The 23,494-nt window shown below is 63.4% G+C and carries 22 protein-coding genes; 9 read left to right on the top strand and 13 right to left on the bottom strand.

Annotated features, from left to right (window positions below):
• Positions 1-78: 78 nt before the first annotated feature.
• The 4 genes from JMY28_RS05295 to gcvA all read right to left on the bottom strand — a co-directional run bounded on the left by JMY28_RS05295 (position 79) and on the right by gcvA (position 4,048).
• The gene (locus tag JMY28_RS05295; RefSeq protein ID WP_201694847.1) at positions 79-1,185 is read right to left on the bottom strand and encodes a GGDEF domain-containing protein; all 1,107 of its coding nucleotides are present in this window, start codon (positions 1,183-1,185) and stop codon (positions 79-81) included.
• Positions 1,186-1,382: 197 nt separating this feature from the next.
• On the bottom strand, positions 1,383-1,673 hold the full coding sequence (locus tag JMY28_RS05290) for a hypothetical protein (protein ID WP_201694846.1): 291 nt from the start codon (positions 1,671-1,673) through the stop codon (positions 1,383-1,385).
• Between the two features lie 686 nt (positions 1,674-2,359).
• Complete coding sequence (locus JMY28_RS05285) at positions 2,360-2,734, bottom strand: BON domain-containing protein (RefSeq protein WP_201694845.1); 375 nt, start codon at positions 2,732-2,734, stop codon at positions 2,360-2,362.
• Between the two features lie 423 nt (positions 2,735-3,157).
• The gene (gcvA, locus tag JMY28_RS05280) at positions 3,158-4,048 is read right to left on the bottom strand and encodes a transcriptional regulator GcvA (RefSeq protein ID WP_201694844.1); all 891 of its coding nucleotides are present in this window, start codon (positions 4,046-4,048) and stop codon (positions 3,158-3,160) included.
• A gap of 108 nt (positions 4,049-4,156) precedes the next feature.
• Between gcvA and JMY28_RS05275 the strand changes: the two genes are divergently transcribed.
• On the top strand, positions 4,157-4,999 hold the full coding sequence (locus tag JMY28_RS05275) for a DMT family transporter (protein WP_201694843.1): 843 nt from the start codon (positions 4,157-4,159) through the stop codon (positions 4,997-4,999).
• A gap of 66 nt (positions 5,000-5,065) precedes the next feature.
• The gene (locus tag JMY28_RS05270) at positions 5,066-5,959 is read left to right on the top strand and encodes an alpha/beta fold hydrolase (protein WP_201694842.1); all 894 of its coding nucleotides are present in this window, start codon (positions 5,066-5,068) and stop codon (positions 5,957-5,959) included.
• A 179-nt stretch (positions 5,960-6,138) separates the two neighbouring features.
• On the opposite strand, the gene JMY28_RS05265 is transcribed toward JMY28_RS05270, so the two are convergent.
• Positions 6,139-7,092, bottom strand: coding sequence for a LysR family transcriptional regulator (locus JMY28_RS05265; protein ID WP_236596702.1), 954 nt, complete (start codon positions 7,090-7,092; stop codon positions 6,139-6,141).
• A gap of 213 nt (positions 7,093-7,305) precedes the next feature.
• Here JMY28_RS05265 and JMY28_RS05260 point away from each other — a divergent pair, with 213 nt between their 5' ends.
• Positions 7,306-8,259 (top strand): aromatic alcohol reductase, encoded by a 954-nt coding sequence (locus tag JMY28_RS05260; RefSeq protein ID WP_201694841.1) that lies wholly within the window; start codon positions 7,306-7,308, stop codon positions 8,257-8,259.
• Between the two features lie 216 nt (positions 8,260-8,475).
• Here the strand turns inward: JMY28_RS05260 and JMY28_RS05255 are convergent, their stop codons facing one another.
• Positions 8,476-8,796 carry a BON domain-containing protein gene (locus JMY28_RS05255; RefSeq protein WP_236596743.1) on the bottom strand — a complete coding sequence of 107 codons (321 nt, stop codon included), beginning with the start codon at positions 8,794-8,796 and terminating at the stop codon, positions 8,476-8,478.
• A gap of 320 nt (positions 8,797-9,116) precedes the next feature.
• Positions 9,117-9,890 carry an SDR family oxidoreductase gene (locus tag JMY28_RS05250; protein WP_201694839.1) on the bottom strand — a complete coding sequence of 258 codons (774 nt, stop codon included), beginning with the start codon at positions 9,888-9,890 and terminating at the stop codon, positions 9,117-9,119.
• A gap of 93 nt (positions 9,891-9,983) precedes the next feature.
• Between JMY28_RS05250 and JMY28_RS05245 the strand changes: the two genes are divergently transcribed.
• Positions 9,984-10,625, top strand: a complete 642-nt coding sequence (locus JMY28_RS05245; protein WP_201694838.1) for a TetR/AcrR family transcriptional regulator — start codon at positions 9,984-9,986, stop codon at positions 10,623-10,625.
• A gap of 178 nt (positions 10,626-10,803) precedes the next feature.
• Here the strand turns inward: JMY28_RS05245 and JMY28_RS05240 are convergent, their stop codons facing one another.
• From JMY28_RS05240 to fae, 3 genes are read right to left on the bottom strand one after another with little or no spacing between them, the layout of a single operon-like run.
• Positions 10,804-12,258 (bottom strand): NAD-dependent succinate-semialdehyde dehydrogenase, encoded by a 1,455-nt coding sequence (locus JMY28_RS05240; RefSeq protein ID WP_201694837.1) that lies wholly within the window; start codon positions 12,256-12,258, stop codon positions 10,804-10,806.
• Positions 12,255-13,274, bottom strand: a complete 1,020-nt coding sequence (locus JMY28_RS05235) for an aldo/keto reductase (protein ID WP_201694836.1) — start codon at positions 13,272-13,274, stop codon at positions 12,255-12,257. The genes JMY28_RS05240 and JMY28_RS05235 overlap by 4 nt, the downstream gene beginning before the upstream one ends.
• Positions 13,275-13,302: 28 nt before the next feature.
• The gene (fae, locus tag JMY28_RS05230) at positions 13,303-13,824 is read right to left on the bottom strand and encodes a formaldehyde-activating enzyme (protein WP_158761135.1); all 522 of its coding nucleotides are present in this window, start codon (positions 13,822-13,824) and stop codon (positions 13,303-13,305) included.
• Between the two features lie 266 nt (positions 13,825-14,090).
• On the opposite strand from fae, the gene JMY28_RS05225 reads away from it, so the two are divergent.
• The 5 genes from JMY28_RS05225 (at position 14,091) to JMY28_RS05205 (ending at position 19,228) form a co-directional block, all read left to right on the top strand.
• Complete coding sequence (locus tag JMY28_RS05225) at positions 14,091-15,128, top strand: ABC transporter substrate-binding protein (protein ID WP_201694835.1); 1,038 nt, start codon at positions 14,091-14,093, stop codon at positions 15,126-15,128.
• Between the two features lie 60 nt (positions 15,129-15,188).
• Positions 15,189-16,154, top strand: a complete 966-nt coding sequence (locus JMY28_RS05220) for an ABC transporter permease (protein WP_201694834.1) — start codon at positions 15,189-15,191, stop codon at positions 16,152-16,154.
• Positions 16,155-16,254: 100 nt separating this feature from the next.
• Positions 16,255-17,079 (top strand): quaternary amine ABC transporter ATP-binding protein, encoded by an 825-nt coding sequence (locus JMY28_RS05215; protein ID WP_201694833.1) that lies wholly within the window; start codon positions 16,255-16,257, stop codon positions 17,077-17,079.
• A 7-nt stretch (positions 17,080-17,086) separates the two neighbouring features.
• A complete protein-coding gene (locus JMY28_RS05210; protein ID WP_201694832.1) occupies positions 17,087-18,259 on the top strand; it encodes an MFS transporter in 1,173 nt (390 codons plus the stop codon).
• A gap of 90 nt (positions 18,260-18,349) precedes the next feature.
• Positions 18,350-19,228 (top strand): LysR substrate-binding domain-containing protein, encoded by an 879-nt coding sequence (locus JMY28_RS05205; protein WP_201695187.1) that lies wholly within the window; start codon positions 18,350-18,352, stop codon positions 19,226-19,228.
• Here JMY28_RS05205 and JMY28_RS05200 read toward each other — a convergent pair.
• From JMY28_RS05200 to JMY28_RS05190, 3 genes are read right to left on the bottom strand one after another with little or no spacing between them, the layout of a single operon-like run.
• Entirely contained in the window at positions 19,201-20,877 is a 1,677-nt protein-coding gene (locus tag JMY28_RS05200) for a GMC family oxidoreductase (protein WP_201694831.1), read from the bottom strand. The two genes, JMY28_RS05205 and JMY28_RS05200, sit on opposite strands and share 28 nt — an antisense overlap.
• Positions 20,878-20,894: 17 nt before the next feature.
• Positions 20,895-22,112, bottom strand: a complete 1,218-nt coding sequence (locus JMY28_RS05195; protein WP_201694830.1) for a mandelate racemase/muconate lactonizing enzyme family protein — start codon at positions 22,110-22,112, stop codon at positions 20,895-20,897.
• A gap of 13 nt (positions 22,113-22,125) precedes the next feature.
• Positions 22,126-23,457: an MFS transporter gene (locus JMY28_RS05190; protein ID WP_407945476.1), complete on the bottom strand. Its 1,332-nt coding sequence runs from the start codon at positions 23,455-23,457 to the stop codon at positions 22,126-22,128.
• Between the last annotated feature and the right edge of the window lie 37 nt (positions 23,458-23,494).

Raw genomic sequence — 23,494 nt, 5'->3', positions numbered from 1 at the left:
ACTTACGTTTCAGCGCGGCCTCGGGTCATGCCCATGTCGCCGCGAGTGTCGATGTCACGTTTGCGAACGTCGATGCCTTTACGCCTCTAGCAGGGAAACGCGGTTGCGCCCCTGGTGCTTGGCCCGGTACATGGCCTGATCGGCCTCGTCCAGCAGCGAGCGCGCCAGCACCTCGGGGCTCGCGGCGAGCGCGTTCATTTGATACGCCGCCACGCCAATCGACACGCTGAGCGCAATGCGCTCGCCCTCGTCGTCGAGCACGTCGAGCGCCTCGACCGCATGCCGGATTCGCTCCGCAACAGCCAGCGCGTCGGGCAGCTCGCACATCAGCAGCGCGACGAACTCTTCGCCGCCGTAACGCGACACGGTATCGCCCACGCGCACCTGCTGCTTAAGGCAAGTGCCGATGGCGCCCAGTGCGAGATCGCCGGTTGCGTGGCCGTGCGTGTCGTTGATCTGCTTGAAATGATCGATGTCGATGAAGAGGCACGACATGGGCGCCGCGTGCGAGCTCGCGCGTCGAATCTCGTGATGCAGACGCTCGTCGAAATAGCGGCGGTTCGAGAGGCCCGTGAGCGGGTCGGTCACGCCGGTCTTGCGTAGATGCTCGCGGTGAGCGACGTTGTCGAGACTCGCCGCCGCCACGCTGCTGAAGCGCATGAGCAGGTCGGTGCCCATGCTGGCGTCGAAGCGCGCGGGGTCATCGCTTGCGAGGCACAGGTAGCCGAGCACATGGGTGCGGTTCAGAAGCGGCAAGACGATCGCACTACCAGTCGCCGTCTGCGCCGCTCGCGCGCCGAAGAAGGTCTCGCTCACCGCGGGCTCGAGATCGCTCATTTCGCTCACGAGGCCAAGCCACGGCTGGTTGCCCGCGCACAGGCGCGACAGCGCGAGGCCGCCCTGCAGCCCGGATCTCAGGTTCGCTTCGAGGTCGGCGCGCGGGCAGCCGGCTTCCAGCAGGTCGCGCAGGAGCGGCGTGCGGGCGTCGAGCCAGATCCCGGAGGAAGCGAGCCGAAACACCTCGGGCAGATAGACGAATATCCCTTCGAGAAAGGCGGACCAGTCGTGCGCGCCGATCAGGCGCAGTTCCACGTCCTGGAAGGACTTCGACGCGCGCTCGTTCCGCTGGACGGTTTCGATAAGCGCAGCAAGATCCAGTGAAGGCTGAGTCCCGGGATGTGTCACGATGCATCGAGAATATTCCGAAGTCTGCTATTACGGCAGCTTGGGGACAGACTTGAGCGCTGGACGACGAAGACTCGCAACCCGACCACCTTTTCCCGCGGTCCGGGCGAGGCTGCGCTCTGCCCGTGGGACCAGGGGGAAAACAAAAGACCGCTGCCCATGAGGGCAGCGGTCTTTCTTACGGCGAGAGGCTGCTGTTATTTGGCAGCCGGCGACGCCGTGGTCGGGGTCGCCAGCGTGTTGTTACTGCCGGGCGCGTTAGTGAGCGACGTTGCGCTATTGTTCGTGCTATTCGGCGACGCGGCGCTCATGCCGCTGTCCGAGTTGGTGGCGCCTGGCGTGCCGTAGCCGCTCGTTGCATTGGTATTGGCAGCAGCGGGCGATACAACGCTCGGGGTTGCCAGCGTATTGTTGGCCTGTGCATACGCACCGGCGGACAGCGTGAATGCGGCAACGGCCGCGATCAATGTGCTGGTTGTCTTGTTCATAATTCGCTCCTCCATTGATTGGACTGGAATTCCGGCGCAAACGGTCCACTCATATTTCTCCTTGGGGGTCGTTATACGCGCGGCTCGCGGCGATCAAAATCGCGTAACTGTTCGCAGTGGTACGTGTAAAGCAGACCACTACCAGTTCATAACAAGTGTAGGAAAACGATCGCAGATAATTAAGCGCATTGTGCGCAACGATTTATTTCGCTTTTTGGCATTAGCAGTAATGAATTCGCGTCGCCAATCGAAGGTTGCGTGATTCACGCATTGCAGGAAATTCATGTAAATCGCCCCGGAACGGATATTCGACGGGTTTCGATATACATCGCATTTTGCGAGGCATGGCTTTCGCACTTACATTTCGGACAATCCGTTGCCTTCCTTGCCCCACGCGTGATCGCCGTGCGCCACTTTCGTTGCATGCGCATCGAGATCACCTTGCATCTCCCCGTTGGCAGGGGGCCGGTCAACAGTCCGTGCGTCCGCCACGGCTCCCAGAACTTTCGAAGCCCAACGAGCCATCTCCTTGTCCATCATTTTACATTTTGATTAATGTGGAAATATAGGAGCCAACCATCGCCGCTTTCACGGCACTCGCACACGGGTCAAGGAAGATCCCGGAGACTTGTCTCCGGGTGTCAGCCCATGCGCCCGGGCGGGCGCATGGCAGTCGTGGGAGACGATCAGGACTCGTTCGGGCGGATCGTCAGTGCGTTCTTGACCGACGTTACGCCTTGCACGCCCGTGGCGACTTCGGTGGCGTGTTCGATCTGCGCCTGCTCAGGCACCGAGCCCTGCAGAACCACGGCGCCGTCACGCACGCGCACGGTGATCCTGGCAACGTCGATCTTCTTGTCCTTGGCGAGCGCGGAGCGGACCTTGCGGCTGAGCGCGCGGTTAGCAGCCTTCTCCTGCTTCGACAGTGCGTGCGACGGGGTGGCCTGTTGCTGGGCACCCGCGGTCGCGCCGCTCGCCGCGTCGTCCTGCGCATAGGCGTGCAGGGACGCAGCCACGAGAGCCGTCGCCGCGGCCAGCTTGAATACTTGAAGAGCCTTCATGCAGTTTCTCCTGTTGTCACAGTCTTGTTGTGGGCCCACGAACGAGCCGGTGCACTACGCCATCCGCTACTAAGCATTCGCGCGCCAAACGCGAGCGCGCGCCAGATTATATGAATGTAATGTGCGGCACAGGGCAGGGAAAATGCGGCTGAATCATTCGCTTGATATCGATCGCATCATGGAGTAGGAGCACCGATTGTAGCCATTAGCTTATGGTCACATCGGCCCCAACCCCAATCGGGTGCGTCAACGATCGAACGGCTGCCACGCGCTTTTCCCCGGTTGGCAGAGAAATGGAGCGCCTATCCCGTAGCGCATGCGCGGAAAAAGTCTGCCAGGCGTCGCATATTTGCGACGCCGATTCCGGCGGCGGATCGCCGCGATAACCGACTTTTCCCTGCATCGAGCGGCGCCCCTGCGCGTTCATGAACCCATCCCCTCCCGCTCGAGCCACGAACGGAACAACGCGACCAACTCATCGCCAGACTTCTCGTCCGCAACGTAAGTGCAATAGCTGCGCGACGGCAGGCGCGGAAGCGCGAACGGTGCGACGAGCCGGCCAGCGGCGAGATCGTCGGCTACCAACGCAGTTGGGCCCATCGCGATGCCGATTCCGTCGATCGCTGCCTGCAAGGTCAAATAGAAATGGTCGAACGTCAAAGCGGCGGCCGGCCTCAGCTCGGGAACCCGCGCGCTCGCCAGCCAGTCAGGCCAAAGCCGCGGAAGACTCGAGGTGTGCAACAAGGTGTGTTCTCGCAAGTCGCGAGGCGCGCGGAGCGGCACGCGCTGCAAAAGCGTAGGACTACACACCGGAAGGCGCTCCTCGGACAAGAAAGGCCGCATCGAATAGCCGTAGAACGTGTCCGGACCACCCCGGATGATGGCGTCGTAGTCATCCTTCAAACTCTCCAGCGGCTCGTTCGACGTTTCCACCTTAACGTCGACGTCGGGATGTTCGGCCCGGAATCTCGCCAGCCTCGGCACCAGCCAGCGCAATGTGAATGTCGCGGGTGCGCTCACGGATAGCGTCCGGGAGACCGTTCGCGGCATGCCGTACCGCGCGGTTGCCTGCGAGAGCTGTTCGAACAACGGGCCGATTTCCTCCAGATATGCCTTTGCCGCCGCCGTGAGCGCCACACGCCGGTTGTGCCGCTCGAACAGAGACGCGCCAAGCCACTCCTCCAGCAGGCGCACGTGCTGGCTCACCGCCCCCGGCGTCACGTGCAGCTCTGCGGCGGCTTCCTTGAAGCTGCCGAGCCGACCTGCGGCCTCGAAGGCCCGCAGGGCATTGAGTGGGGGCAACACCGGCTTCATTCGAAATAGTTTATCTAACGTGACTGATCAATTTATCTGGTTTGCTCGCCCGTCGCAAGATAGATATTCTTCTTGATAGACCATTCATGAAACCTGCCCCGCGCCCTCATGCTCAGTTATACCGGCGGTATCGTGCTCTTCGCAGCGCTGCTCCACGCAAGCTGGAACGCGATGCTCCACGGCAACCGCGACCGGTTTCTGTCCATGACCTGGATGAGCATCGCCATCGCGGTGGTTGCCACGTTCGGCGTCCTGTCCACGCCCTGGCCGGCTAGCGCCGCGTGGCCCTACATCGTCGCTTCGGGGCTCGTGCATATCTTCTACAACGTGAGCCTCGTGCGGTCGTATCGCCGCAGCGATCTGGCGTTGGCGTATCCGATTGCGCGAGGCTCGTCGCCGCTGCTCGTCACGCTCGGCGCGGCGCTCTTTGCACACGAGGCGATCGGCCCCTTGCACGTGCTCGGGATCGTGATGATTTCGGGCGGCATCATCGCGATCGCACTGCAGGGGCGTTGCGTGTCGCGCGCGGGTGCGCTGGCGGCGCTGACGACCGGCGCTACGATCGCGCTCTATACCGTGATCGACGGCATAGGCGTGCGCGTGTCCAACGGCCAGCCGCTCAGTTACACCGCATGGATGTTCCTGTTCTACTGGGCGATGCCGTTACTGTTCGTCACGGCGCGCGGGTTCGCGCCGTTATGGACGCCGGTCCGTGCCGAGCCACTGTCGATCGCCTCGTCGCTGGCCGGTGGCCTCGTGTCCATCGCGGCGTATGGCATCGTGATCTGGGCGCTGCAGTCAGGTGCGATGGGCGCGGTGTCGGCGTTGCGCGAGACCAGTGTGGTATTCGCGGTTCTGATCGGGCGACTGTTTTTGCGGGAAGCCGTGAGTGGAACGCGCTGGCTCGCCTGCGTGGTCGTCGCGGCCGGTGCGGTTTGTCTCGGGCTTTGACATGGCATCGAGCACGCCGTTTGCTACGCGTGCGTCATCATTGAACTGAGCGCGAAGGAGCGCCCCATGCTTAAACATATCGAAACCGAACTGCTCGACATCGCCTTCCACGAACACGGCGACGCGAACGGATGGCCGGTCGTCCTCCTACACGGCTTCCCCTATGACACCCACGCGTACGACGAAGTGACGCCACGCCTGATATCCCATGGCGCGCGCGTCATCACACCCTACCTGCGCGGATACGGCCCAACGCGTTTCCTTTCACCTACGACGCTTCGCTCGGGCCAGCAGGCAGCGCTCGGCGCGGATCTGCTAGCGCTACTCGATGGCCTTCGGATCGACCAGGCCATCCTCGGGGGATACGACTGGGGCGGCCGGGCGGCATGCATCGTGGCGGCGCTCTACCCGTCGAGAGCGCGGGGGCTGGTTTCGGTCAACGGCTACAACATCCAGAATATCGGCGCCGCATTGCAGCCAGCCGACCCCGAACAGGAACACCGGCTGTGGTACCAGTACTACCTGCACGGCGAGCGCGGCCGGGCTGGCTTGACTGAAAACCGGCGCGCGTTCTGCCGGCTCTTGTGGTCACTCTGGTCACCGACCTGGCGATTCGACGACGACACCTACGCCCGCTCGGCGGCGTCGTTCGATAGTCCCGATTTCGTCGACGTGGTCGTCCATTCTTATCGGCACCGTTTCGGCCTGGTCGAAGGCGACCCTCGGTTCGACGAGATCGAACGACGCCTCGCCGCCATGCCGCCGATCACCGTGCCAACGATCACGCTCGAGGGAGATGCCGATGGCGTCCACCCACCCGCGGGAAGAGAGGCCAGTTCAAAGCGGTTCACGGGACGTCATGAGAACCGCATCGTGCCGAATGCAGGCCACAACCTTCCGCAGGAGGCGCCAGCAGCGTTCGCCGACGCGGTTCTCGACATCAACGCACGGGCCGGTTGACGCTGCGACTTTGCGCAGCGCGCTTGATTCGAATAGCAAACTACATGATTAGTGATACGAACAAATACGCTGGCGAGTGCCATTGCGGCGCGGTGCGCTTCGAGGCGACGCTCAGCGACGGTCTCAACTCGATCCGCCGTTGCAACTGCTCCCTTCTGCATCGATCCGCCAACGCCAGGTCACTGCGTCAAACCGGACTTTGCGATTTCGATGATCCAGTCGACAAACGTTCTGATCGCGACCGTGGCGCGGCCCTGCGGATAGACAATGGAGACCGGCACGGGAGAACATCTCGCCTCTGCGAGTACCTCCTTCAGCCGCCCGCTCCGAAGATACGCGGACACCGCGAATTCGGATAGCTGGATCAGGCCGAGGCCCTCCAGACCGCATTGCACGTAGGCCTCCGTTTCATTGATGGAGAAACGGCTGCGCATCGTCATTGCCACGTCTTCGCCGTCCACGCTGAAGCGCCATTCCAGAGGCCGCCCGCTCGCATTCGACAGGTAGTTGATGACATGGTGAGCGCCGAGCGCGGCCACGGAATCCGGCTCGCCGTAGCGCTTGAGATATCGAGGCGATGCGCAGGTCAGCCACGCAAGCTGGCCGAGCCTGCGCGCGACCAGCGTCGAGTCCGCGAGCGCACCGGTGCGAATCGCGCAATCGATGCCTTCGTAAATGAGGTCCGATGGCCGGTCGCTCAGGCCGAGCACCAGTTCGATGTCCGGATAGCGGGTCTCGAACTCATGCAACCGCGGCAACACGATCGATCGCCCGATGACACCGGGCATATCGACTCGCACCCGTCCGCGCGGCGCCGTGACCGTGGCCGATAACTGGCTCTCCGCGTTGGCGACCTCCGCGAGGATGGCCTGACACGACGCGAAGTACCGCGCGCCCGCCTCGGTAAGACTCAGGCTTCTCGTGCTTCTGCGCAGTAGTGGCGTGCCCAGATGGGCTTCCAGATTCTTCACGATCGTCGTAACCGACGAACGAGGCATCGATAAGGTCTCCGCAGCTTTGCTGAAGCTTCGTCCCTCAACGACCCGTACAAACGTGGTCATCGCTTGAAGTTTGTCCATGTGCGGCCCGCGCGGCGAATGCGTCTGCCTGATCTGGCAGACATCGGCCTCCATGTTACCAATCCGGTGCCGTCCGATACGGCCGTTTGGATCGTGCGGCCAAATGGTGCCGTTCTTGCCTGTTGCGTTGTGTATTCAGGCTCCGCGAACAATGGGCAGCGTTCGCGCCACTACACTGCGAATCGTTCGAGGGCCGCTCTTGCATACGCTATGACGCGATCGGCGACGGCCCATTCCCGCAACGCTTTTTCCCAATGGCTCACGCATATGTTGAACGACACCTCAATTCTGGTTCTGGGCGCCGGCGAACTCGGCATGGCTATGCTGCGCACGCTCTCTCGACGTGCCGGACATGCAACCAACGTAACTATCGCGGTACTGCTTCGAGCGTCGACGATCGCGTCCAGCGAACCGGCAAAACAGAAGGACGTGGCCGAACTACGCTCGCTGGGTATCGAACTCGTCGAGGCCGACCTCTCTGTGCAAACGAGCGACGAACTCGCCACCCTCTTCAGCCGGTTCGATACCGTTATCTCATGTACAGGATTCGTAGGCGGCCCGGGCGTGCAACGCAAGATCGCGCGCGCGGCATTGGATGCCGGCGTCAAGCGGTACTTCCCGTGGCAGTTCGGCGTCGACTACGACATCATCGGCAGGGGCAGCGCGCAGGACCTGTTTGACGAACAGCTCGACGTGCGCGACCTTCTTCGGGCACAGTCGCGCACCGAATGGGTAATCGTTTCGACAGGCATGTTCACGAGCTTCCTGTTCGAGCAATCCTTCGGCGTCGTCGATCTGGCGGCAAATACCGTGAACGCGTTGGGAAGCTGGGACAATGCCGTGACCGTGACGACGGCCGATGACATCGCCGCATTGACGGCAGAAATCGTGTTCGCTGAGCCACGCATCGCGAACCGGGTCGTGCACATCGCCGGCGACACGATCACGTATCGCGAAGTGGCCGATACGGTCGACGGCGTGTTAGGTGTCAAGGTTCATCGCAACGAATGGACCGTTCCGGAACTGGAGCGGCAACTGGCTGAAGCGCCACAGGACGGGCTGCGCAAGTACCGTGTCGTGTTCGCTCAGGGGCGCGGCGTGGCGTGGGACATGGGCCAGACGTTCAACGCACAGCGAGGTCTCGGGGCTTGTTCGCTCGAAGAATGGGTGCGGAACAATTTGTCAGGCCTAAGCGTCCCTTCCGGCAGTCTCGCCGGGTAACGGCCTGCATGAGCGGTCAGCGATCGACCACGACCGCTGCCAAAATTTGAACACCAGCGGCCAAAAGTAAGACGGTGGCGTAGTTACACTCATGCGAGGCCGTTTTACTCCTTGCCGGCATAACCAAACCTACCTGAATTGCCGTTTGTTTGTCATCTCGACTCTACCGCGACAGAACTACCCATGATGCACGGCCTCATTTTCGCGAGACGTTGTTTAACGCCTGTTTCGCAAGGTCAATTGATTCGACACTGACCTGACTCCGCGCACTGACCTTGACACGTTGCCGGCGAGCGCGATCTGCCTTCGGTCCGGCACCCATCCCGTGAGCGTAACGACGCCGAGGCGCGCCCTGACCCGAATCCCTGAAGCATCCAGGTTCGGTGTGCGCCAGAGGGCGTTGCGGACGTCACGAGTCACCGCACTATCCGGCCTGTTCTGAAGCCGCGACGTCGAGTACGCTGCCCTTTGCACAGTCGCGCCGGCCCGAGTGTCGACGCCCGTTTGCGCGTTCGCATGGTTCGGGCTACTACTCATGACGACCATAGCCAGGATCGCTCCGATTCTGCTGATCGCACCGTTCACGTTCATGCCCCCCTCTCTGCAAAAGACGAAAGGCCCATACGTTCTCAACTTGCGGGTCTTCGTTTTCATGTCATCCGTTCAGTGGCTCCGGGTAGCGTAACCCCTTAACGCCGTGGCCGTACACCGCACCGAGCCCGTAGCCGGCGACGCGTCCAGTCAGGACGTGCGCAGGTCCTCCCTTCACGCACTAAAACTCAACGAATTCGCAACGGCACCGCCAAAATCTACTATCGCACTCAACGGGGCGTTCCGCTCCGCGGCAACCCCAAGTTTTAGAGCCGGGCACCACCCGTCGCGTCGATGACCTGTCCCGTGATCCATCGGGCGTCGGGCGACGCGACGAAGGCGATGATGTCTGCCACGTCGGCGGGTTGACCGACACGCGAGAACACCGACAGGGCTTCCGCGCCGGCGCGTGCTTCGGGAATCGTGATCCAGTCCGCATTCATGTCGGTCTCCGTGACGCCCGGCATTACCGTATTGACCGTGATGCCGCGACGACCGAACTCGGGTGCAAGCGCCAGCGTTAGTGTTTGAATTGCGCCTTTCGACGCCGCGTAGGCGGGATGTGTCGGCGCCGCGACACGCGTAAAGCCCGTCGAAATGTTGATGATCCGTCCGTTATCGCGGATATGATCGGCAACGGCCTGGATCAAGAAGAACGGCGCCTTAAAGTTGATCGTCAACAACTCATCAAAGGTGGACTCACTGGTCTGCGCTAGAGAAACGGCAGGTGCCACACCAGCATTGTTGACAAGAATGTCAAGCCGAGGCTCACCGGTAGCGGCGACAGCAGCCCTTGAGAACTGTTCCCAAAGGCTGTCCGTCGCTTCCTTACCGCCTCTCAGATCGGCCTTGATAGCGACCGCTTTTGCACCGAGGCGCTCGATCTCCCGGATCGTTGCCGCGGCCGCATCGATGTTGGCGCCATAGTGCACACCGATCAGCGCGGCACCTTCTCGTGCAAAGGCCAGCGCTGCTGCACGGCCGATCCCACGCGAGCCTCCCGTGATAAGGGCAACCTTGTTTGAAAGTTTTCCAGACATTGATCACTCCGTTGTCAACCAATTGGCTAGTGATCGCTATAATATTGAGCGGCGAAGAGCGCTGTCAATGATTTTTATAGGCTTCGATACAAAATGAGTGAATCACCTCGAAAGCGTGGCCGGCCCAGGACGCTGGACCGCGATGTCGGGCTCGATATCGCAGCGCGACTGTTTTGGGAGCGAGGATACGAGGGCACATCGATAGCCGACCTAACCGAGGCCATGGGCATCACGCCTCCGTCGCTCTACGCGACGTTCGGTTCAAAGGACGATCTGTTTAAACAGGCACTCGACCGTAACAGTGAGCGTGAGAACCAAAATCGACTTGGCGCGCTGCAAGGGCATCTATCGGCTTATGACGCTATAGCGTTCTACTTGCACGATGCCGCGGCGGGTTTTACTGACCCCGGCAAGCCACGGGGGTGCATGGTGTCAACTGCCGTTCTTCAGCATGGCGACAAAAGCGAGGCCGCAGCGCGCGAAGTCGCTGCACGGCGCGATCTCGCAATACAGTTGATCAAGAAACGCTTTGACCGCGCGCTCGCCGAGGGAGAACTTGCAACCGGGACCGACACCGTCGCACTCGCACGCTTTTACGCAGCCGTCGTGCAGGGCATGTCCGCGCAAGCATGTGATGGAGCTTGCTCTGAGACATTGAGGCGTTTGGCCGATATTGCATTGTCGGCATGGCCAGGCATTTCAACAGGTCGCCGGGCACAGGCTTCGCAGGGGTAATTGGGGTACGCCCAGTTTCGCGCTCGTCAGCGGTGTTCAAATCGCTCACCGCTGCCGATTCGATCACTTTCCAGGAGCCAGGCGCCTGCTTTGGGACAAAAAAGCCGCCGCGCTCTCGCGCGGCGGCTTTCGCCGAAATCTGACAAGCGTGCTAACTGCGTGGTAACGGCGCGGAAAATCAGCCGAGCCCGCCCATCATCAGATACTTCGTTTCGAGGTACTCATCGAGCCCGTACTTCGAACCTTCGCGCCCGAGCCCCGACTCCTTCACGCCGCCAAAGGGCGCGACCTCCGTCGAGAGAATGCCTTCGTTGATGCCCACCATGCCGCTTTCCAGCGCGCCCGCCACACGCCACACGCGGCCGATATCGCGCGCGTAGAAGTACGCGGAAAGGCCGAACTCGGTATCGTTCGCCGCCTGGATCGCTTCCTCCTCGGTTTCGAAGCGGAACACCGCGGCCACGGGTCCGAACGTCTCCTCATGCGCGAGCATCATGCCGCCGTGCGCGCCCGTGATGACCGTGGGCTCGTAAAACGTGCCACCCAGCGCATGCGCGTGGCCGCCGCACACAATGGCGCCGCCCTTCTCGAGCGCGTCGCTCACGTGCGCCTCGACCTTGCGCAACGCCGCGCCGTTGATGAGCGGCCCTTGCGTGGCGCCCGCCTCCATGCCGCCCGCCACGCGCAACGCTCGCACAGCCGCAACCAGCTTCTCGACGAATGCGTCGTGCACGCCGGCCTGCACGTAGAAGCGGTTCACGCATATGCAGGTCTGCCCCGTGTTGCGGAATTTCGAGGCCATCGCGCCTTCCACAGCGGCATCGAGATCGGCGTCGTCGAATACGATGAAAGGCGCATTGCCGCCCAGTTCGAGCGAGACCTTCTTCACCGTATCGGCCGCCGCACGCATGAGCAGCTTGCCCACGCGCGTCGACCCCGTGAACGAGATCTTGCGCACGGCCTTCGAGGCCATGAGCGTGTCGCCGATGGCAGGCGCATCGCCTGAAACGACGTTGAACACGCCGCGCGGAATGCCCGCCTCGACCGCGAGTTCGGCGAGCGCGAACGCCGAAAGCGGCGTCTCTTCCGAAGGCTTGAGCACCATCGTGCAACCCGCGGCGAGCGCGGGACCCGCTTTACGCGTGACCATCGCGAGCGGGAAATTCCACGGCGTGATCGCACCGACCACACCCACGGCCTCCTTCGTCACGACGATACGGGCGCCCTTCTTCGGCGCGGGAATCACGTCGCCGTAGGCGCGTCGCGCTTCCTCCGCGAACCACGTGAGAAAGCTCGCCGCGTACGCCACCTCACCCAGCGCTTCCGCATAGGGCTTGCCCTGCTCGGCCGTCATGATGCGCGCGAGGTCTTCGCGATGCGCCTGCATCAACTCGCCCCAACGGCGCACCTTCGCGCTACGCTCCGCCGCCGTGGCATCGCGCCATGCGGGGAACGCGTGCGAGGCCGCCGCCACGGCCTGCAGCGCTTCGCGCGCACCGGCGCGCGCCACTTGCGCGAGCGGTGCGCCGGTGGCCGGGTCGATGACCGGATAGGTCACTTCGCTGGCGACCCACTCGCCGTCGATGAAGCTCGACGTGCGCCACAGGCGCGTTTCCTTGAGTCCTTCGATCATGCTGCGATCTCCAGGCGTCGCGACGCGCGCGGCACGCGCGGAATGCGTGCGCTCACGTAGTCGTTGATCACGTCGCACGGCGTGTAGTTACGCTCGAGTTCGTAAAGCTCGTCGGCGCTGAGTTGCGTGTCGAGCGCGGCGAGCGCGCTCTCGAACTGCGCGACAGTGTCCGCGCCCACGAGCATCGACGAGATACCCGCGTGCCCCAGCACCCAGGCCTGCGCGATCTGCGCGCACGACACGCCGCGCGCCAACGCGACCTCCGCCACCGAACGCGCGATATCGCGCGAGGCTTCATCGTCGTACATCTGACCGGTGAAGAAGTCGGTCTGGTTGCGCACCGACTTCGCGTCGCCGGAAAGCAGGCCGCGCGCAAGCGGGCTGAACACCGAAACGCCCACGCCCTGGTCCTGGCAGAACGGAATCATCTCGCGCTCTTCCTCGCGATACGCACAGTTGAGCTGCAGCTGCATATTGATCGGGCGTGCGAAGTTATAGCGTTCGCACGCCTGCAGAATTTTGGCGAACTGCCACGTGAACATCGTCGAAACGCCGATATAGCGCGCCTTGCCGGCGCGCACGATATCGTTGAGCGCATCCATGGTTTCTTCGACGGGCGTATTCACGTCGAAGTAGTGCAGCATGTAGACGTCGACGTAATCGGTTTGCAGCCGGCGCAGCGAACCATCGATACCTTCCATGATGTGCTTGCGCGAGTGGCCCTGGTTGTTCGCGCCATTGCCGATCGGATAGCCGACCTTGGTCGTGAGCACGAGTTCGTCGCGCTTCGCGAGGCGCCGCACGATGCGCCCCACCACTTCCTCACCCACGCCCGTCGAATAAAAGTCCGCGAGGTCGATAAAATTCACGCCCGCTTCGAGCGCGCGGCGTACGATCGGTTCGCTCTGCTCTTCGTTGTAAATCCAGGGCTTCCACTCGGGCGTGCCCATGTTCATCGTGCCGAGACACAGGCGCGACACCTTCAGGCCCGAGCGGCCAAGTTGCACGTATTGCATCGTAGTCACCTGTAACGCATTGCGCGGCTCAAGCCGCCTTGGCCTTCGGCGTGTAGAACGGATTGCTGATCTGATCCTTGATCTTCGCAATGTCGTCGAGCTTGGGCAGTCCGTTCATTGCTGCGCGGATGGCCGTTTTGCAGGCCACGTAATTGTTCTCGTACACGGCGTCGAGGTCGTCGCACGACCAGTTCACCCAGTTCGCCGTGACAATGCACCATTCGTTCTCCGCTTGCGGCGGCAGCGTGCCGTCGAGCATCGCTTCCGTCACCGCCTTCGCGATGGCCGCTTGCGACGCGCCCCACGTGGCGTTGCCGTGCAGGTCGCCGCGAATGTCGGCTTTGTTCACGTAGAGCGTGGCAGGCTTGACCGGCACGTTCGGCTGCGCCACCACCATGAACGGCACGTGGCCTTGCGAAGGCGACGACAAGCTGTTCGTGAACGCCTGCCCCACGGGGCCATTGCGCGGGCCGATCATGATGTTGATGTGGGCCGCGTTTACGCCTGGTCCAGCGAAACCTTCGCCGATATAGACTTGCAGGTCTTTCATGTTTGACTCCGTCTCCTGTGTCATGGGTTCGAATTTGGCCAGACGCATTCCAGCACATGCCGCAAGCGCCCAAAAGCTATGAAATCTCATGGGGGCATGACGCGCAGTCATCGCTCTCGCATGCGTCATTCGCGTGATGAGAGTGGCATGAGATCAGGTAATGCATCGATGACTATTCGTGGCTTTCGCAACCCGAAATGCCGCGGATAGACTCTGGTCGGATTGATTCGAAAAGCACGGCCCGTGCATATAAAACTGGAGACGACATGAGACGTATCACGCTGGCTGGCGTGCGTATTGCCGCCGCCCTCGCGCTGACCTGCGCGGCCACGAGCAGCTTTGCCGCCCCAGGCTGGTGCGAGGCGGGGAAAACCGTGAAGCTTGCCCAAATCACCTGGGAAAGCGGCGCGCTGATGACCGAAATGGTGCGCACCGTGCTGGAGAAGGGCTACGGCTGCAAGACCGAAGTCGTGCCAGGCGCCACGGCCGCCACCGAAACCGCACTCACGAAAAACGACCTGCAGGTGTGGGCCGAGCACTGGACGGGCCGCAGCCCCATCGTCGCGCGCGGCTTGACGGATGGCAGCGTGAAGCTCGTGGGCGAATTGATTCCCGGCGGCGACAAGGAAGGCTGGTACGTCCCCGACTATGTGATCAACGGCGACGCAAAACGCGGCATCAAGCCGATGGCGCCGCAACTGCGCTCCGTCGCGCAACTGCCGCAGTACAAATCCCTCTTCACCGACGACGAAGAGCCCGGCAAAGGCCGCTTCTACAACTGCCCTGCGGGTTGGGATTGCGAGCGCTTCAACAACCGCCTGCTCACGGCCTACAAGCTCGGCGACGACTACACGAACTTCCGTCCCGGCACCGGCGGCGCGCTCGACGCGGCCATCGCCTCCGCCTACGAGCGCGGCAAGCCCATTCTCTTCTACTACTGGCAGCCCGCCGGCCTGATGGCGAAGTACCGCTTCGTACAACTGGAAAGTGCGCCGTATTCCGACGCCTGCTGGAACACCATCGCCGATCCGAAGGGCACGCCCTGCGCTTCCGCGTTCAAGGTGTCGCATCTGAAGGTCGCGGTCTCCACGCCGTTCTACGATGCCGAGCCCGACGCGGTTGCGTTCTTCGGCAAGGTTAGCTTGCCGCTCGCGCTCGACGAACAACTGGTCCAGCAAATGCACGACAAGAAGCTCGACGCCTCCACGGTCGCGCGTACGTTCTTCGAGCAGCATCCGGAAATCTGGAAACAATGGGTCACGCCGGAAGTCGCGGCGCGCGTGCAGGCTGGCCTGCGCACGTAAGCCACGACACTGGCCGCACGACGGTACGCATCACATGACACACGCAGAATGAGGCTCACCATGGGATCTCCCTTTCTTCACCTCTCGATCGCCGACTGGGTCAACGATCAGGTCGCCGCGTTCGTCCAGCGCTACGGCGACGCGTTCCACAACTTCAGCGTGCTCATGCTGCGCGACGTGCTCGTGCCGCTCGAAAGCCTGCTGCGCGCGACGCCGCCCATCGTCGTGCTCGCCGCCGTGGGCCTGCTCGGCTGGCATGCGTCGCGGCGCATTGGCGTGGCGCTGCTGTTCGTCGTCCTGCTCTGGCTGATCGGCTGCTTTGGGCTGTGGGACAAGCTCATGCAGACCTTCGCGCTGATGGTGGTCGCCACGCTCATCTCGGTCGTGCTCGGCGTGCCGCTCGGCATCCTCGCCGCCTCGAGCAGCGGGCTGCGCCGCGTGCTGCTGCCAGTGCTCGACGTGATGCAAACGCTGCCCAGCTTCGTGTACCTCATTCCGGTGCTCATGCTGTTCGGCCTCGGCAAGGTGCCCGCCATTCTCGCCACGGTCGTCTACGCGCTGCCGCCGCTCATTCGTTTGACCGATCTCGGCATTCGCCACGTGGATGCGGAAATCGTCGAGGCCGCGCGGGCGTTCGGCACCACGCGCCTGCAATTGCTCTTTGGCGTGCAGTTGCCGCTCGCGCGGCCGAGCATCATGGCCGGTATCAACCAAACCACGATGATGGCGCTTTCGATGGTCGTGATCGCCTCGATGATCGGTTCGCGCGGTCTTGGCGAAGACGTGCTCGCGGGCATTCAAACGCTCGATGTGGGCAAGGGCACGCAGGCGGGCGTCGCCATCGTGATTCTCGCGATCGTGATCGACCGCATCAGCCAGGGCTATGGTCAGGGCCGGCGCACGCGTGGTCTCGCGCGCAAGTCGAAGCAGCCCTCGCGCATTCCGTTTCGCCGTGTTCGCGAACAGGAACGCGATAGCGCGCAAGCCGCCAAGGCCAGCGATCTGACGAGCCAGCCGGCCAAATAACCAACGCGAACGCAAAAGCGCCGGCACAATGAGCAATGTGTGGAAGCAACCCGGCCGGCGCATCCAGCATACGCAATGAGCATGGAGTGAGGTAACGATCATGAGCGGCATCGAAGTCAAGAACGTCTACAAGATCTTCGGCACGCGCGAAGCGGGCCAGCGCGCGCTCGAGCTGCTGCGCGGCGGCGCGGGCAAGGCCGAAGTCCTCGAAAAGACGCGCTGCAACGTGGGGCTCAACGACGTGAGCCTGTCGATCGGTTCGGGCCAGATCTTCGTGATCATGGGCCTTTCGGGCTCGGGCAAGTCCACGCTGGTGCGCCACTTCAACCGGCTCATCGAGCCGACCGTGGGCGAGATCCTCATCGACGGCAAGGACGTGCTCAAGCTCTCCGACAACGGCCTGCGCGATTTGCGGCGTTACGGCGTGAGCATGGTGTTCCAAAGCTTCGGACTCCTGCCTCATCAAACGGTGCTCAACAATGCCGCGTATGCCCTCGCCACGCGCGGCGAAAAGAAAGCGGCGGCGCAGGCGAGCGCGCGCGAATGGCTCGGCAAGGTGGGCCTCTCGGGTTATGCGGACCACTATCCCGACGAGCTTTCGGGCGGCATGCGCCAGCGCGTGGGCCTCGCCCGCGCGCTGGCCGCGAACACCGACGTGCTGCTGATGGACGAAGCGTTCTCGGCGCTCGATCCGCTCATTCGCACCGAAATGCAGGACCAGCTGCTCGAACTCCAGGCCACGCTCAAGAAGACGATCGTGTTCATCACGCACGATCTCGATGAAGCGCTGCGCATTGGCAACCAGATCGCCATCCTGCGCGACGGGCGCCTCATCCAGTGCGGCACCCCCGACGACATCCTGCACCGCCCCGCCGACGACTACGTGCGGCGCTTCGTCGAGCGCCGCGCCGGGACCACGCACTAAACCGTAGATGCGGGCGCTCATCGGCCTGCTGGGCGGCTATACGATCCTCGTTTGCGGGAACAGCCTTCTCACGACGCTGATCTCGCTGCGCATGCTGCACGACGAACGCACCGCGCTCGACGTCGGCCTCGTGCAATCGTGCTACTACGTCGGCTTCATCGTGGGCGCGCTGGGACTTGGGCCCGTCGTCGGGCGCATCGGGCCGCAGCGCGCCTTCATCGGCTTCGGCGCGCTCGCCGCGCTTGCAGCGCTCGGCTATCTCTCCTTCGATTCCCCTGACGTTTGGGCCGTGCTGCGCCTCATTACCGGCTTCAGCATGGTCGGCGTGTTCACGTCGATCGAAAGCGGCGTGAACGGCGCCGTGCCGAACGAGCGGCGCGGGCGCGCATTCGCGCTCTATCTCGTGCTCACGTATCTCGGCGTGAGCGCCGGGCAGTTCCTGCTGGGTCTCGGCGCGCCCGGCGGCATTTTCGAGCACGCGCTGGTGAATGGCTTGTTCGTGGCCGCGCTCATTCCGGTGGCGCTGATCGGCGAGTGGCAATCGGCTGAAGCCGCATTGCCCGCGCCTGCGGCCAGGGCACCGGCTTCCGCGCTCGGCACGCCCAAGCGCCCCACGCTGCTGCTCGACGGCCTGCGCGAACTGCACCGCGTCGCGCCGCGCAGCGTGCCGGCCTGTATTGGCGCAGGGCTGCTTTCCAGCGCGTTCTATGCGCTCACGCCGGTGTATCTCGCGCGCATCGGTTATCCGGCCGGCAGCATTTCGCGCGCCATGGGTGTCGTGCTGATCGGCGCGCTCCTTTCGCAATGGCCCGTGGGGCGACTCTCCGACCGCCTTGGGCGGCGCGCCACGCTCGGCCTGATCTCGCTCGTTTCCGCGTGCGCGGCCGCGGCGCTCGCGGTCCTGCGCGCGCCGGCTTTCGTCGATACGCTGCTCTTTCTCTATGTCGCGCTCACCTTCACGCTGTACGGCGTGATCGTCTCCGACGTGAACGACCGGGTCGATCAGGCGCGGCGCGTGCAGACGAGCGCGACGCTGCTGCTCGTCTTCTCGCTCGGCGGCGCGGCTGGTCCTACCGTCGCTTCGCTGTTCATGCGTCTTTTGGGGGCGGGCGGCCTCTATGTGTTCGCGCTCGTCGTCACGCTTGCGCTAGCCGCGCTCTCACGTGCGCGGGGCGCCTGAATGGCGGTGCGGGCCGGTATACTGCGTCGTTTGCATGAGGCGTCGTTTCGAGATGGCGCCTGGAGCGAGGAGACGACCTTGAAGCGAAAGATGCCGGCGCTGAACGCCCTGAAGGCGTTCGAGGCGGCAGGCACGAGCGGCAGCTTCACCCGCGCCGCCGAGCAGCTGAACGTGACACAGAGCGCGGTGAGCCGCCAGGTGCGCCAGTTGGAGGAACAGCTTGGCGAGGCGCTGCTCGAGCGCCATCACCACCGGCTCGAGCTGACCGAAGCCGGGCGCGCGCTGCTGCGTACGCTCCAGCAGTCGTTCGACCGCATCGAATTGACGGTACGCACGATCCAGCAGAAGAGCGACCTCAACCGCCTGCGCGTGAACGCGCCGCCCACCTTCGCGAGCCGCTGGCTCGTGCCGCGCCTCACGCGCCTGCGCGCGCGCCATCCTGAGCTCGAGCTGAGCCTCACGACGCATCTGCAGGACAGCCTTGCCGATTCGACGGCGCTAGACTGCGCGATCCGCTTTGGCGATGGCGAATGGGAAGGCCTCGACAGCTCCCTGCTGATGCACGAATCGCACATTGCGGTATGCGCGCCCGCGCTGCTCGCGCAAGGTCCCGTCGACCTCACGCAGCAAACCTTGCTGCACGTGCTCGCGGGCGACAACCAGCGCTATCTCACGTGGCGGCACTGGCTCGACGCGGCGCGCATCGAGGACGTGGACACCTCGGGCGGTTACGAATTCGACCTGCTCGATCACGCGATCCGCGCGGCCATCGAAGGGCTCGGTGTGACGATGGCCGACCGCCACATGATCGAGCACGAGCTGGCCCAGGGCCTGCTCGCGCCCGTGCGCGACATCCACGTGGACGGCCGCCAGTCATACTGGTTCGTCGTGCGGCCCGAACAGAAGGCTTCGAAGCCGCTCAAGCTGTTCCGGCAATGGATTCAGGACGAGATCGCCGCCATGGGCTGACGGCCCTGCGCGACGGCCTTCGCGGCGATGGCCTGATCGGCGTCTTCCAGAATCAGGTCAGCGCCCTTCTCCGCGACCATCATCGTCGGCGCGTTGGTGTTGCCCGATGTGATATTTGGAAAGATTGACGCATCCACCACGCGCAAGCCTTCGATGCCATGCACGCGCAGACGCGCGTCCACGACCGCCGTGCGCGGATCGGGTCCCATCGCGCAGGTGCCGCACAGGTGATAGATCGAGCCGCTTTGCTCGCGGAAGAACTTGAGCATGCTCGCGTCGTCGGTCACTTCACCGGCAGGCGTCACCTCGGCTTCGGTGATTGCCTCCAACGCGCGCGCCGTCATCAGCTTGCGCACGAGGTGGCTGCCTGCAATCGCCTCGTCGCGGTCCTTCTGTGTCGAGAGGTAGTTGCCGCGGATCTTCGGCGCGTCTTCCACGTTCGCCGAAGCGATCTCCACCGAGCCGCGGCTCGTGGGCCGGCACGGATTGAAGCAGACGAGAAAGCCGGAGTACGGCTCGGGCGTGAGCTGCGCCCGATTTGACTTAGGAATCCGATACGACAGCGGATTGAAGTACACCTGCATATTCGGGTGCGCCTCGTCCTGACTGCTGCGGAAGAAACCGCCCGACTGGTTCACGCTCATCGAGAACGGTCCCTTGCGCTTGAACACGTATTGCAGGCCGAACTTGAGCTTGCCCGTCCAGCTGCTGAACGCGTCGTTGAGCGTCTTCACGCGCGAGCGATAGTAGAAGCTCACGCACAGGTGATCCTGCAGGTTCTGCCCCACCGCAGGCAGCTCGTGCACCACGTCGATGCCGTGCTTCGCGAGCAACGCGCGCGGGCCCACGCCCGAAAGCTGCAGCAGCTTCGGCGAGTCGACCGCGCCAGCCGCGACGATCACTTCGCGACTCGCCTGGAACGTGCGCTTGACGCCTTGCTGAAGGATCTCCACGCCAACGGCGCGTTGCTTGCCCTGGTCGAACAGCACACGCGTGGCGCGCGCATGATGCTCGATCTTCAGGTTCGAGCGCGGTCCCGCGCGGTGCAGGTAGGCCACGCTGCTCGAATCGCGCTTGCCGTCGCGCGTATTCACATCGTAGATGCCCACGCCTTCGAGCCGTGCGCCGTTGAAGTCGTCGTTGCGCTCATAGCCCAATTGCGTGCAGCCTTCGACAAAGGTGCGGCAGACCGGATGCGCCCCTTCCTTCATCGGCGTGATGCGCACCGGACCATTCGCGCCGTGCCAGGGCGTGTCGCCGAGCGGGTGCGACTCGAGCTTGCGGAAGTACGGCAGCACTTCCTGGTACGACCAGCCCGCATTACCCGCCGCGGCCCAGTCGTCGTAGTCGCGCGCGGCGCCGCGTACGTAAATCATCGCGTTGATCGCGCCCGAGCCGCCCTGGACCTTGCCGCGCGGCGCGTAGATCTGCCGGCCGGCCAGCTCCGGCTCCGGTTCGCTGTAATACATCCAGTTGTACTGTTTGTTGTAGTACAGCTTGGCGAAGCCAATCGGGATCTTGAACCAGAACGAGTCGTCAGGTCCGCCCGCTTCGAGCAGCAGCACCGAATGACGGCCGGAAGCGGAGAGCCGTTCCGCGAGAATGCAACCCGCCGAACCGGCGCCGACGATGATGTAGTCGTAGTTCATCTGTGTGCTCCGGCAGGTCAGCCGCGTGCGGGCGAGGTGTCGCGCACGTCGGCGGGCTGGCTCGCCATCTGCAGATGCAGACGCTTGCCCGTATAGGGCGAGTGCGCGCGCACGACGTCCATGTCGAGTTCGACGCCGAGGCCCGGCGCCTTCGAGGGAATGATGTAGCCGTCTTCCCACTGAATGGGCTGCTTGAGCACTTGCGCGTGGAAACCGTCCCACGTGCCGATGCTTTCCTGAATCAGGAAGTTCGGCGTGCAGGCCGCCAGCTGAATGCTCGCCGCCGCGCCGATGGGCCCGTTGTAGAGATGCGGCGCGATCTGCGCGTAATGCACTTCCGCCAGCGTGGCAATCTTCTTCGCTTCGAGCAGGCCACCCACGCGCGCCACGTTCAATTGCAGGATCGACGCACCGCCCGCCTGCAAGAGCTTGTGGAATTCGTATTTCGTGGTGAGGCGCTCGCCCGTGGCAATGGGAATCGACGTATGCTTCGCGACATTGGCGATGGCCTCTTCCTGCCCCGGCGGCACCGGCTCTTCGAACCACAGCGGGTCGTATTTTTCGAGCCGCTTCGCAAGCCGGATCGCCGAAGAAGGCACCATCTGCCCGTGCGTGCCGAACAGCAGGTCGGCCTTGCTGCCGACCGCTTCACGCACCTTGCGGCAGAACGTTTCGCAGCGGTCGAGCACTTCGAGCGAGAGCTGGTGCCCCGAGTAGGCCGTGTACGGCCCCGCCGGGTCGAACTTGACCGCGGTGAAGCCGCGCTTCACGTTCTCGGCCGCGCATTCCGCGGCGAGGTCCGGGTCGTCGTAATCGTATTCGCCTTTCGCGTTCTTCGGGTACAGGTAGGTATACGAACGAAGGCGCTCATTCACCATGCCGCCGAGCAGCGCGTACACGGGCTTGTCCGCCGCCTTGCCGATAATGTCCCAGCACGCCATTTCGAGGCCGCTCACGATGCCCATCATCGTGAGGTCCGGGCGCTGCGTGAAGCCGCTCGAATACGCCTCGCGGAACAGGCGCTCGACACGATGCGGGTCGTGGTCGAGCAGATAGCGCGTGAAGACGTCTTCGATCGCGGGCACCATCACGTCGGGGTGGAACGTGGCGGCGTAGATTTCGCCCACGCCCTCAATGCCGCAATCCGTTTTCAACGTGACGAAGATCCAGTACATGCCGCCGAGGTGCGGAGGAGGCACCGCAACGACGTGCGTTTCAATTGCAACGACTTTCATGGTTCAGGCTGTTTCAGGCAAGTTTGGAGTGGGTCATGCGCTTGAGCACGAGCGCAGCGATACCGCCGAGCGTGCCAATGGCGGCCACATAGGCGAAATAGATCTGGTAGCCGAGCATGCCTGCGTAGTGCTCGGTGATGTAGCCGTTCACGAGCGGCAGGAAGATGTCCGAGGAATAGCCGATCAGCGAAACGAGACCAATGGCGAGGCCCGTTATGCGCATGGGAATCGCACAGTAGTCGAGCAGCGTCCAGTAGAGGCCGCGAATCGCGTAGGTCATGAGGCCGATGAACAGCACCACCGCGCCGAGCAGCACCATGTTGCGCAGCGCGGGCAACAGGATCAGGCCGATCAGCCCCACGACGGCCAGGAACAGCGCCCAGATCAGCACGCGCAGGTTCGAGAGACGGTCGCCGAGAAAGCCGCCGCCAATGCCGCCGATGGGACGCATCCAGAGCTTCGCGGTGGTGACCATGCCGGCAGCCACGACGCTCATATGCATCTCGCCTTGCTGGAGATACGCGGAAAAGCTGTAGGTCGCCCAGAAGATCTGATAGCCGCAGAACACCACGGCCGCCATGAGCCAGAGTTGCGGAATCGAGGCGAGCGTCGCGAGATCGCGCCAAAGCGAACCCTTGGCATTCGCTTCGACCGACTTGCTTTCGGCCTGCGCGGGCGCGGGATCCTTGAAGAAGCTCATCAACGCACCGAGCGCGATACACGTGAAGGAATACAGATAGATCACGTGGCGCAGGCCCGCCGCCTCACCGCGTCCCGAACCGGTCGCAGCGGCGAAGAGCGCGAGCGCCGCGGTGGCGAGCAGCGCCTCGACGAGCCCGCGTCCGCCGTCGAGTAACCCGAAAAACCGGCCTTGTTCATTCGCCGCCGCGATCATGCGCACGCGCTTGAGCACCGAGGCCCAGAAAGTGAGGCCGGTGGTAATGCCCCAGCAGCAAAAGATCACGAGCAGTGCATGGAACGAGGGCGCCGTGGAGTACCAAAGGCCCAGCGCGCCGGTGCCGATGAGCGAGAAGCAGATCAACAGACGCGGCGCGACGCGGTCGGCGAGCCAGCCGCTCGGCAGATAGCATACGAAGAACACGATGCCGAGCACCGAGTAGAGATAGCCGAGCTGCGCATTATCGATATGCAGGACATCGAGCATCGTGGTCTGGTAGACCTGACGCAGATACAGCAGCGGATAGATGCCGCCCGCGGCGAGCACGAGCAGCAGCAATTGCACGTAGCGCTGCATGGAGCCCGATGCGACGGGCGTGAGCGATGAGTTTTCGGCGCGCGGCAAACTCGCCGGCGCATTGGGCTTTCCGATGGACTTCTGCAAGATTGTCTCCTGACGCCAGCGCGCGGGCGGTTGCCGGCGC

Origin of the sequence: Paraburkholderia hiiakae (assembly GCF_904848665.1) — a bacterium.
GTDB lineage: Bacteria > Pseudomonadota > Gammaproteobacteria > Burkholderiales > Burkholderiaceae > Paraburkholderia > Paraburkholderia hiiakae.
The sequence above is the reverse complement of the archived record's forward strand: the minus strand, read 5'-3'. Positions and strand labels throughout refer to the sequence as shown.

Bases quoted from the DNA above. Each gene is read 5' to 3' on its own strand.
- JMY28_RS05290 (WP_201694846.1), bottom strand. From the start codon at position 1,673: ATGAACAAGACAACCAGCACATTGATCGCGGCCGTTGCCGCATTCACG.
- JMY28_RS05285 (WP_201694845.1), bottom strand. From the start codon at position 2,734: ATGAAGGCTCTTCAAGTATTCAAGCTGGCCGCGGCGACGGCTCTCGTG.
- gcvA (WP_201694844.1), bottom strand. From the start codon at position 4,048: ATGAAGCCGGTGTTGCCCCCACTCAATGCCCTGCGGGCCTTCGAGGCC.
- JMY28_RS05275 (WP_201694843.1), top strand. From the start codon at position 4,157: ATGCTCAGTTATACCGGCGGTATCGTGCTCTTCGCAGCGCTGCTCCAC.
- JMY28_RS05270 (WP_201694842.1), top strand. From the start codon at position 5,066: ATGCTTAAACATATCGAAACCGAACTGCTCGACATCGCCTTCCACGAA.
- JMY28_RS05265 (WP_236596702.1), bottom strand. From the start codon at position 7,092: ATGGAGGCCGATGTCTGCCAGATCAGGCAGACGCATTCGCCGCGCGGG.
- JMY28_RS05260 (WP_201694841.1), top strand. From the start codon at position 7,306: ATGTTGAACGACACCTCAATTCTGGTTCTGGGCGCCGGCGAACTCGGC.
- JMY28_RS05255 (WP_236596743.1), bottom strand. From the start codon at position 8,796: ATGAGTAGTAGCCCGAACCATGCGAACGCGCAAACGGGCGTCGACACT.
- JMY28_RS05250 (WP_201694839.1), bottom strand. From the start codon at position 9,890: ATGTCTGGAAAACTTTCAAACAAGGTTGCCCTTATCACGGGAGGCTCG.
- JMY28_RS05245 (WP_201694838.1), top strand. From the start codon at position 9,984: ATGAGTGAATCACCTCGAAAGCGTGGCCGGCCCAGGACGCTGGACCGC.
- JMY28_RS05240 (WP_201694837.1), bottom strand. From the start codon at position 12,258: ATGATCGAAGGACTCAAGGAAACGCGCCTGTGGCGCACGTCGAGCTTC.
- JMY28_RS05235 (WP_201694836.1), bottom strand. From the start codon at position 13,274: ATGCAATACGTGCAACTTGGCCGCTCGGGCCTGAAGGTGTCGCGCCTG.
- fae (WP_158761135.1), bottom strand. From the start codon at position 13,824: ATGAAAGACCTGCAAGTCTATATCGGCGAAGGTTTCGCTGGACCAGGC.
- JMY28_RS05225 (WP_201694835.1), top strand. From the start codon at position 14,091: ATGAGACGTATCACGCTGGCTGGCGTGCGTATTGCCGCCGCCCTCGCG.
- JMY28_RS05220 (WP_201694834.1), top strand. From the start codon at position 15,189: ATGGGATCTCCCTTTCTTCACCTCTCGATCGCCGACTGGGTCAACGAT.
- JMY28_RS05215 (WP_201694833.1), top strand. From the start codon at position 16,255: ATGAGCGGCATCGAAGTCAAGAACGTCTACAAGATCTTCGGCACGCGC.
- JMY28_RS05210 (WP_201694832.1), top strand. From the start codon at position 17,087: ATGCGGGCGCTCATCGGCCTGCTGGGCGGCTATACGATCCTCGTTTGC.
- JMY28_RS05205 (WP_201695187.1), top strand. From the start codon at position 18,350: ATGCCGGCGCTGAACGCCCTGAAGGCGTTCGAGGCGGCAGGCACGAGC.
- JMY28_RS05200 (WP_201694831.1), bottom strand. From the start codon at position 20,877: ATGAACTACGACTACATCATCGTCGGCGCCGGTTCGGCGGGTTGCATT.
- JMY28_RS05195 (WP_201694830.1), bottom strand. From the start codon at position 22,112: ATGAAAGTCGTTGCAATTGAAACGCACGTCGTTGCGGTGCCTCCTCCG.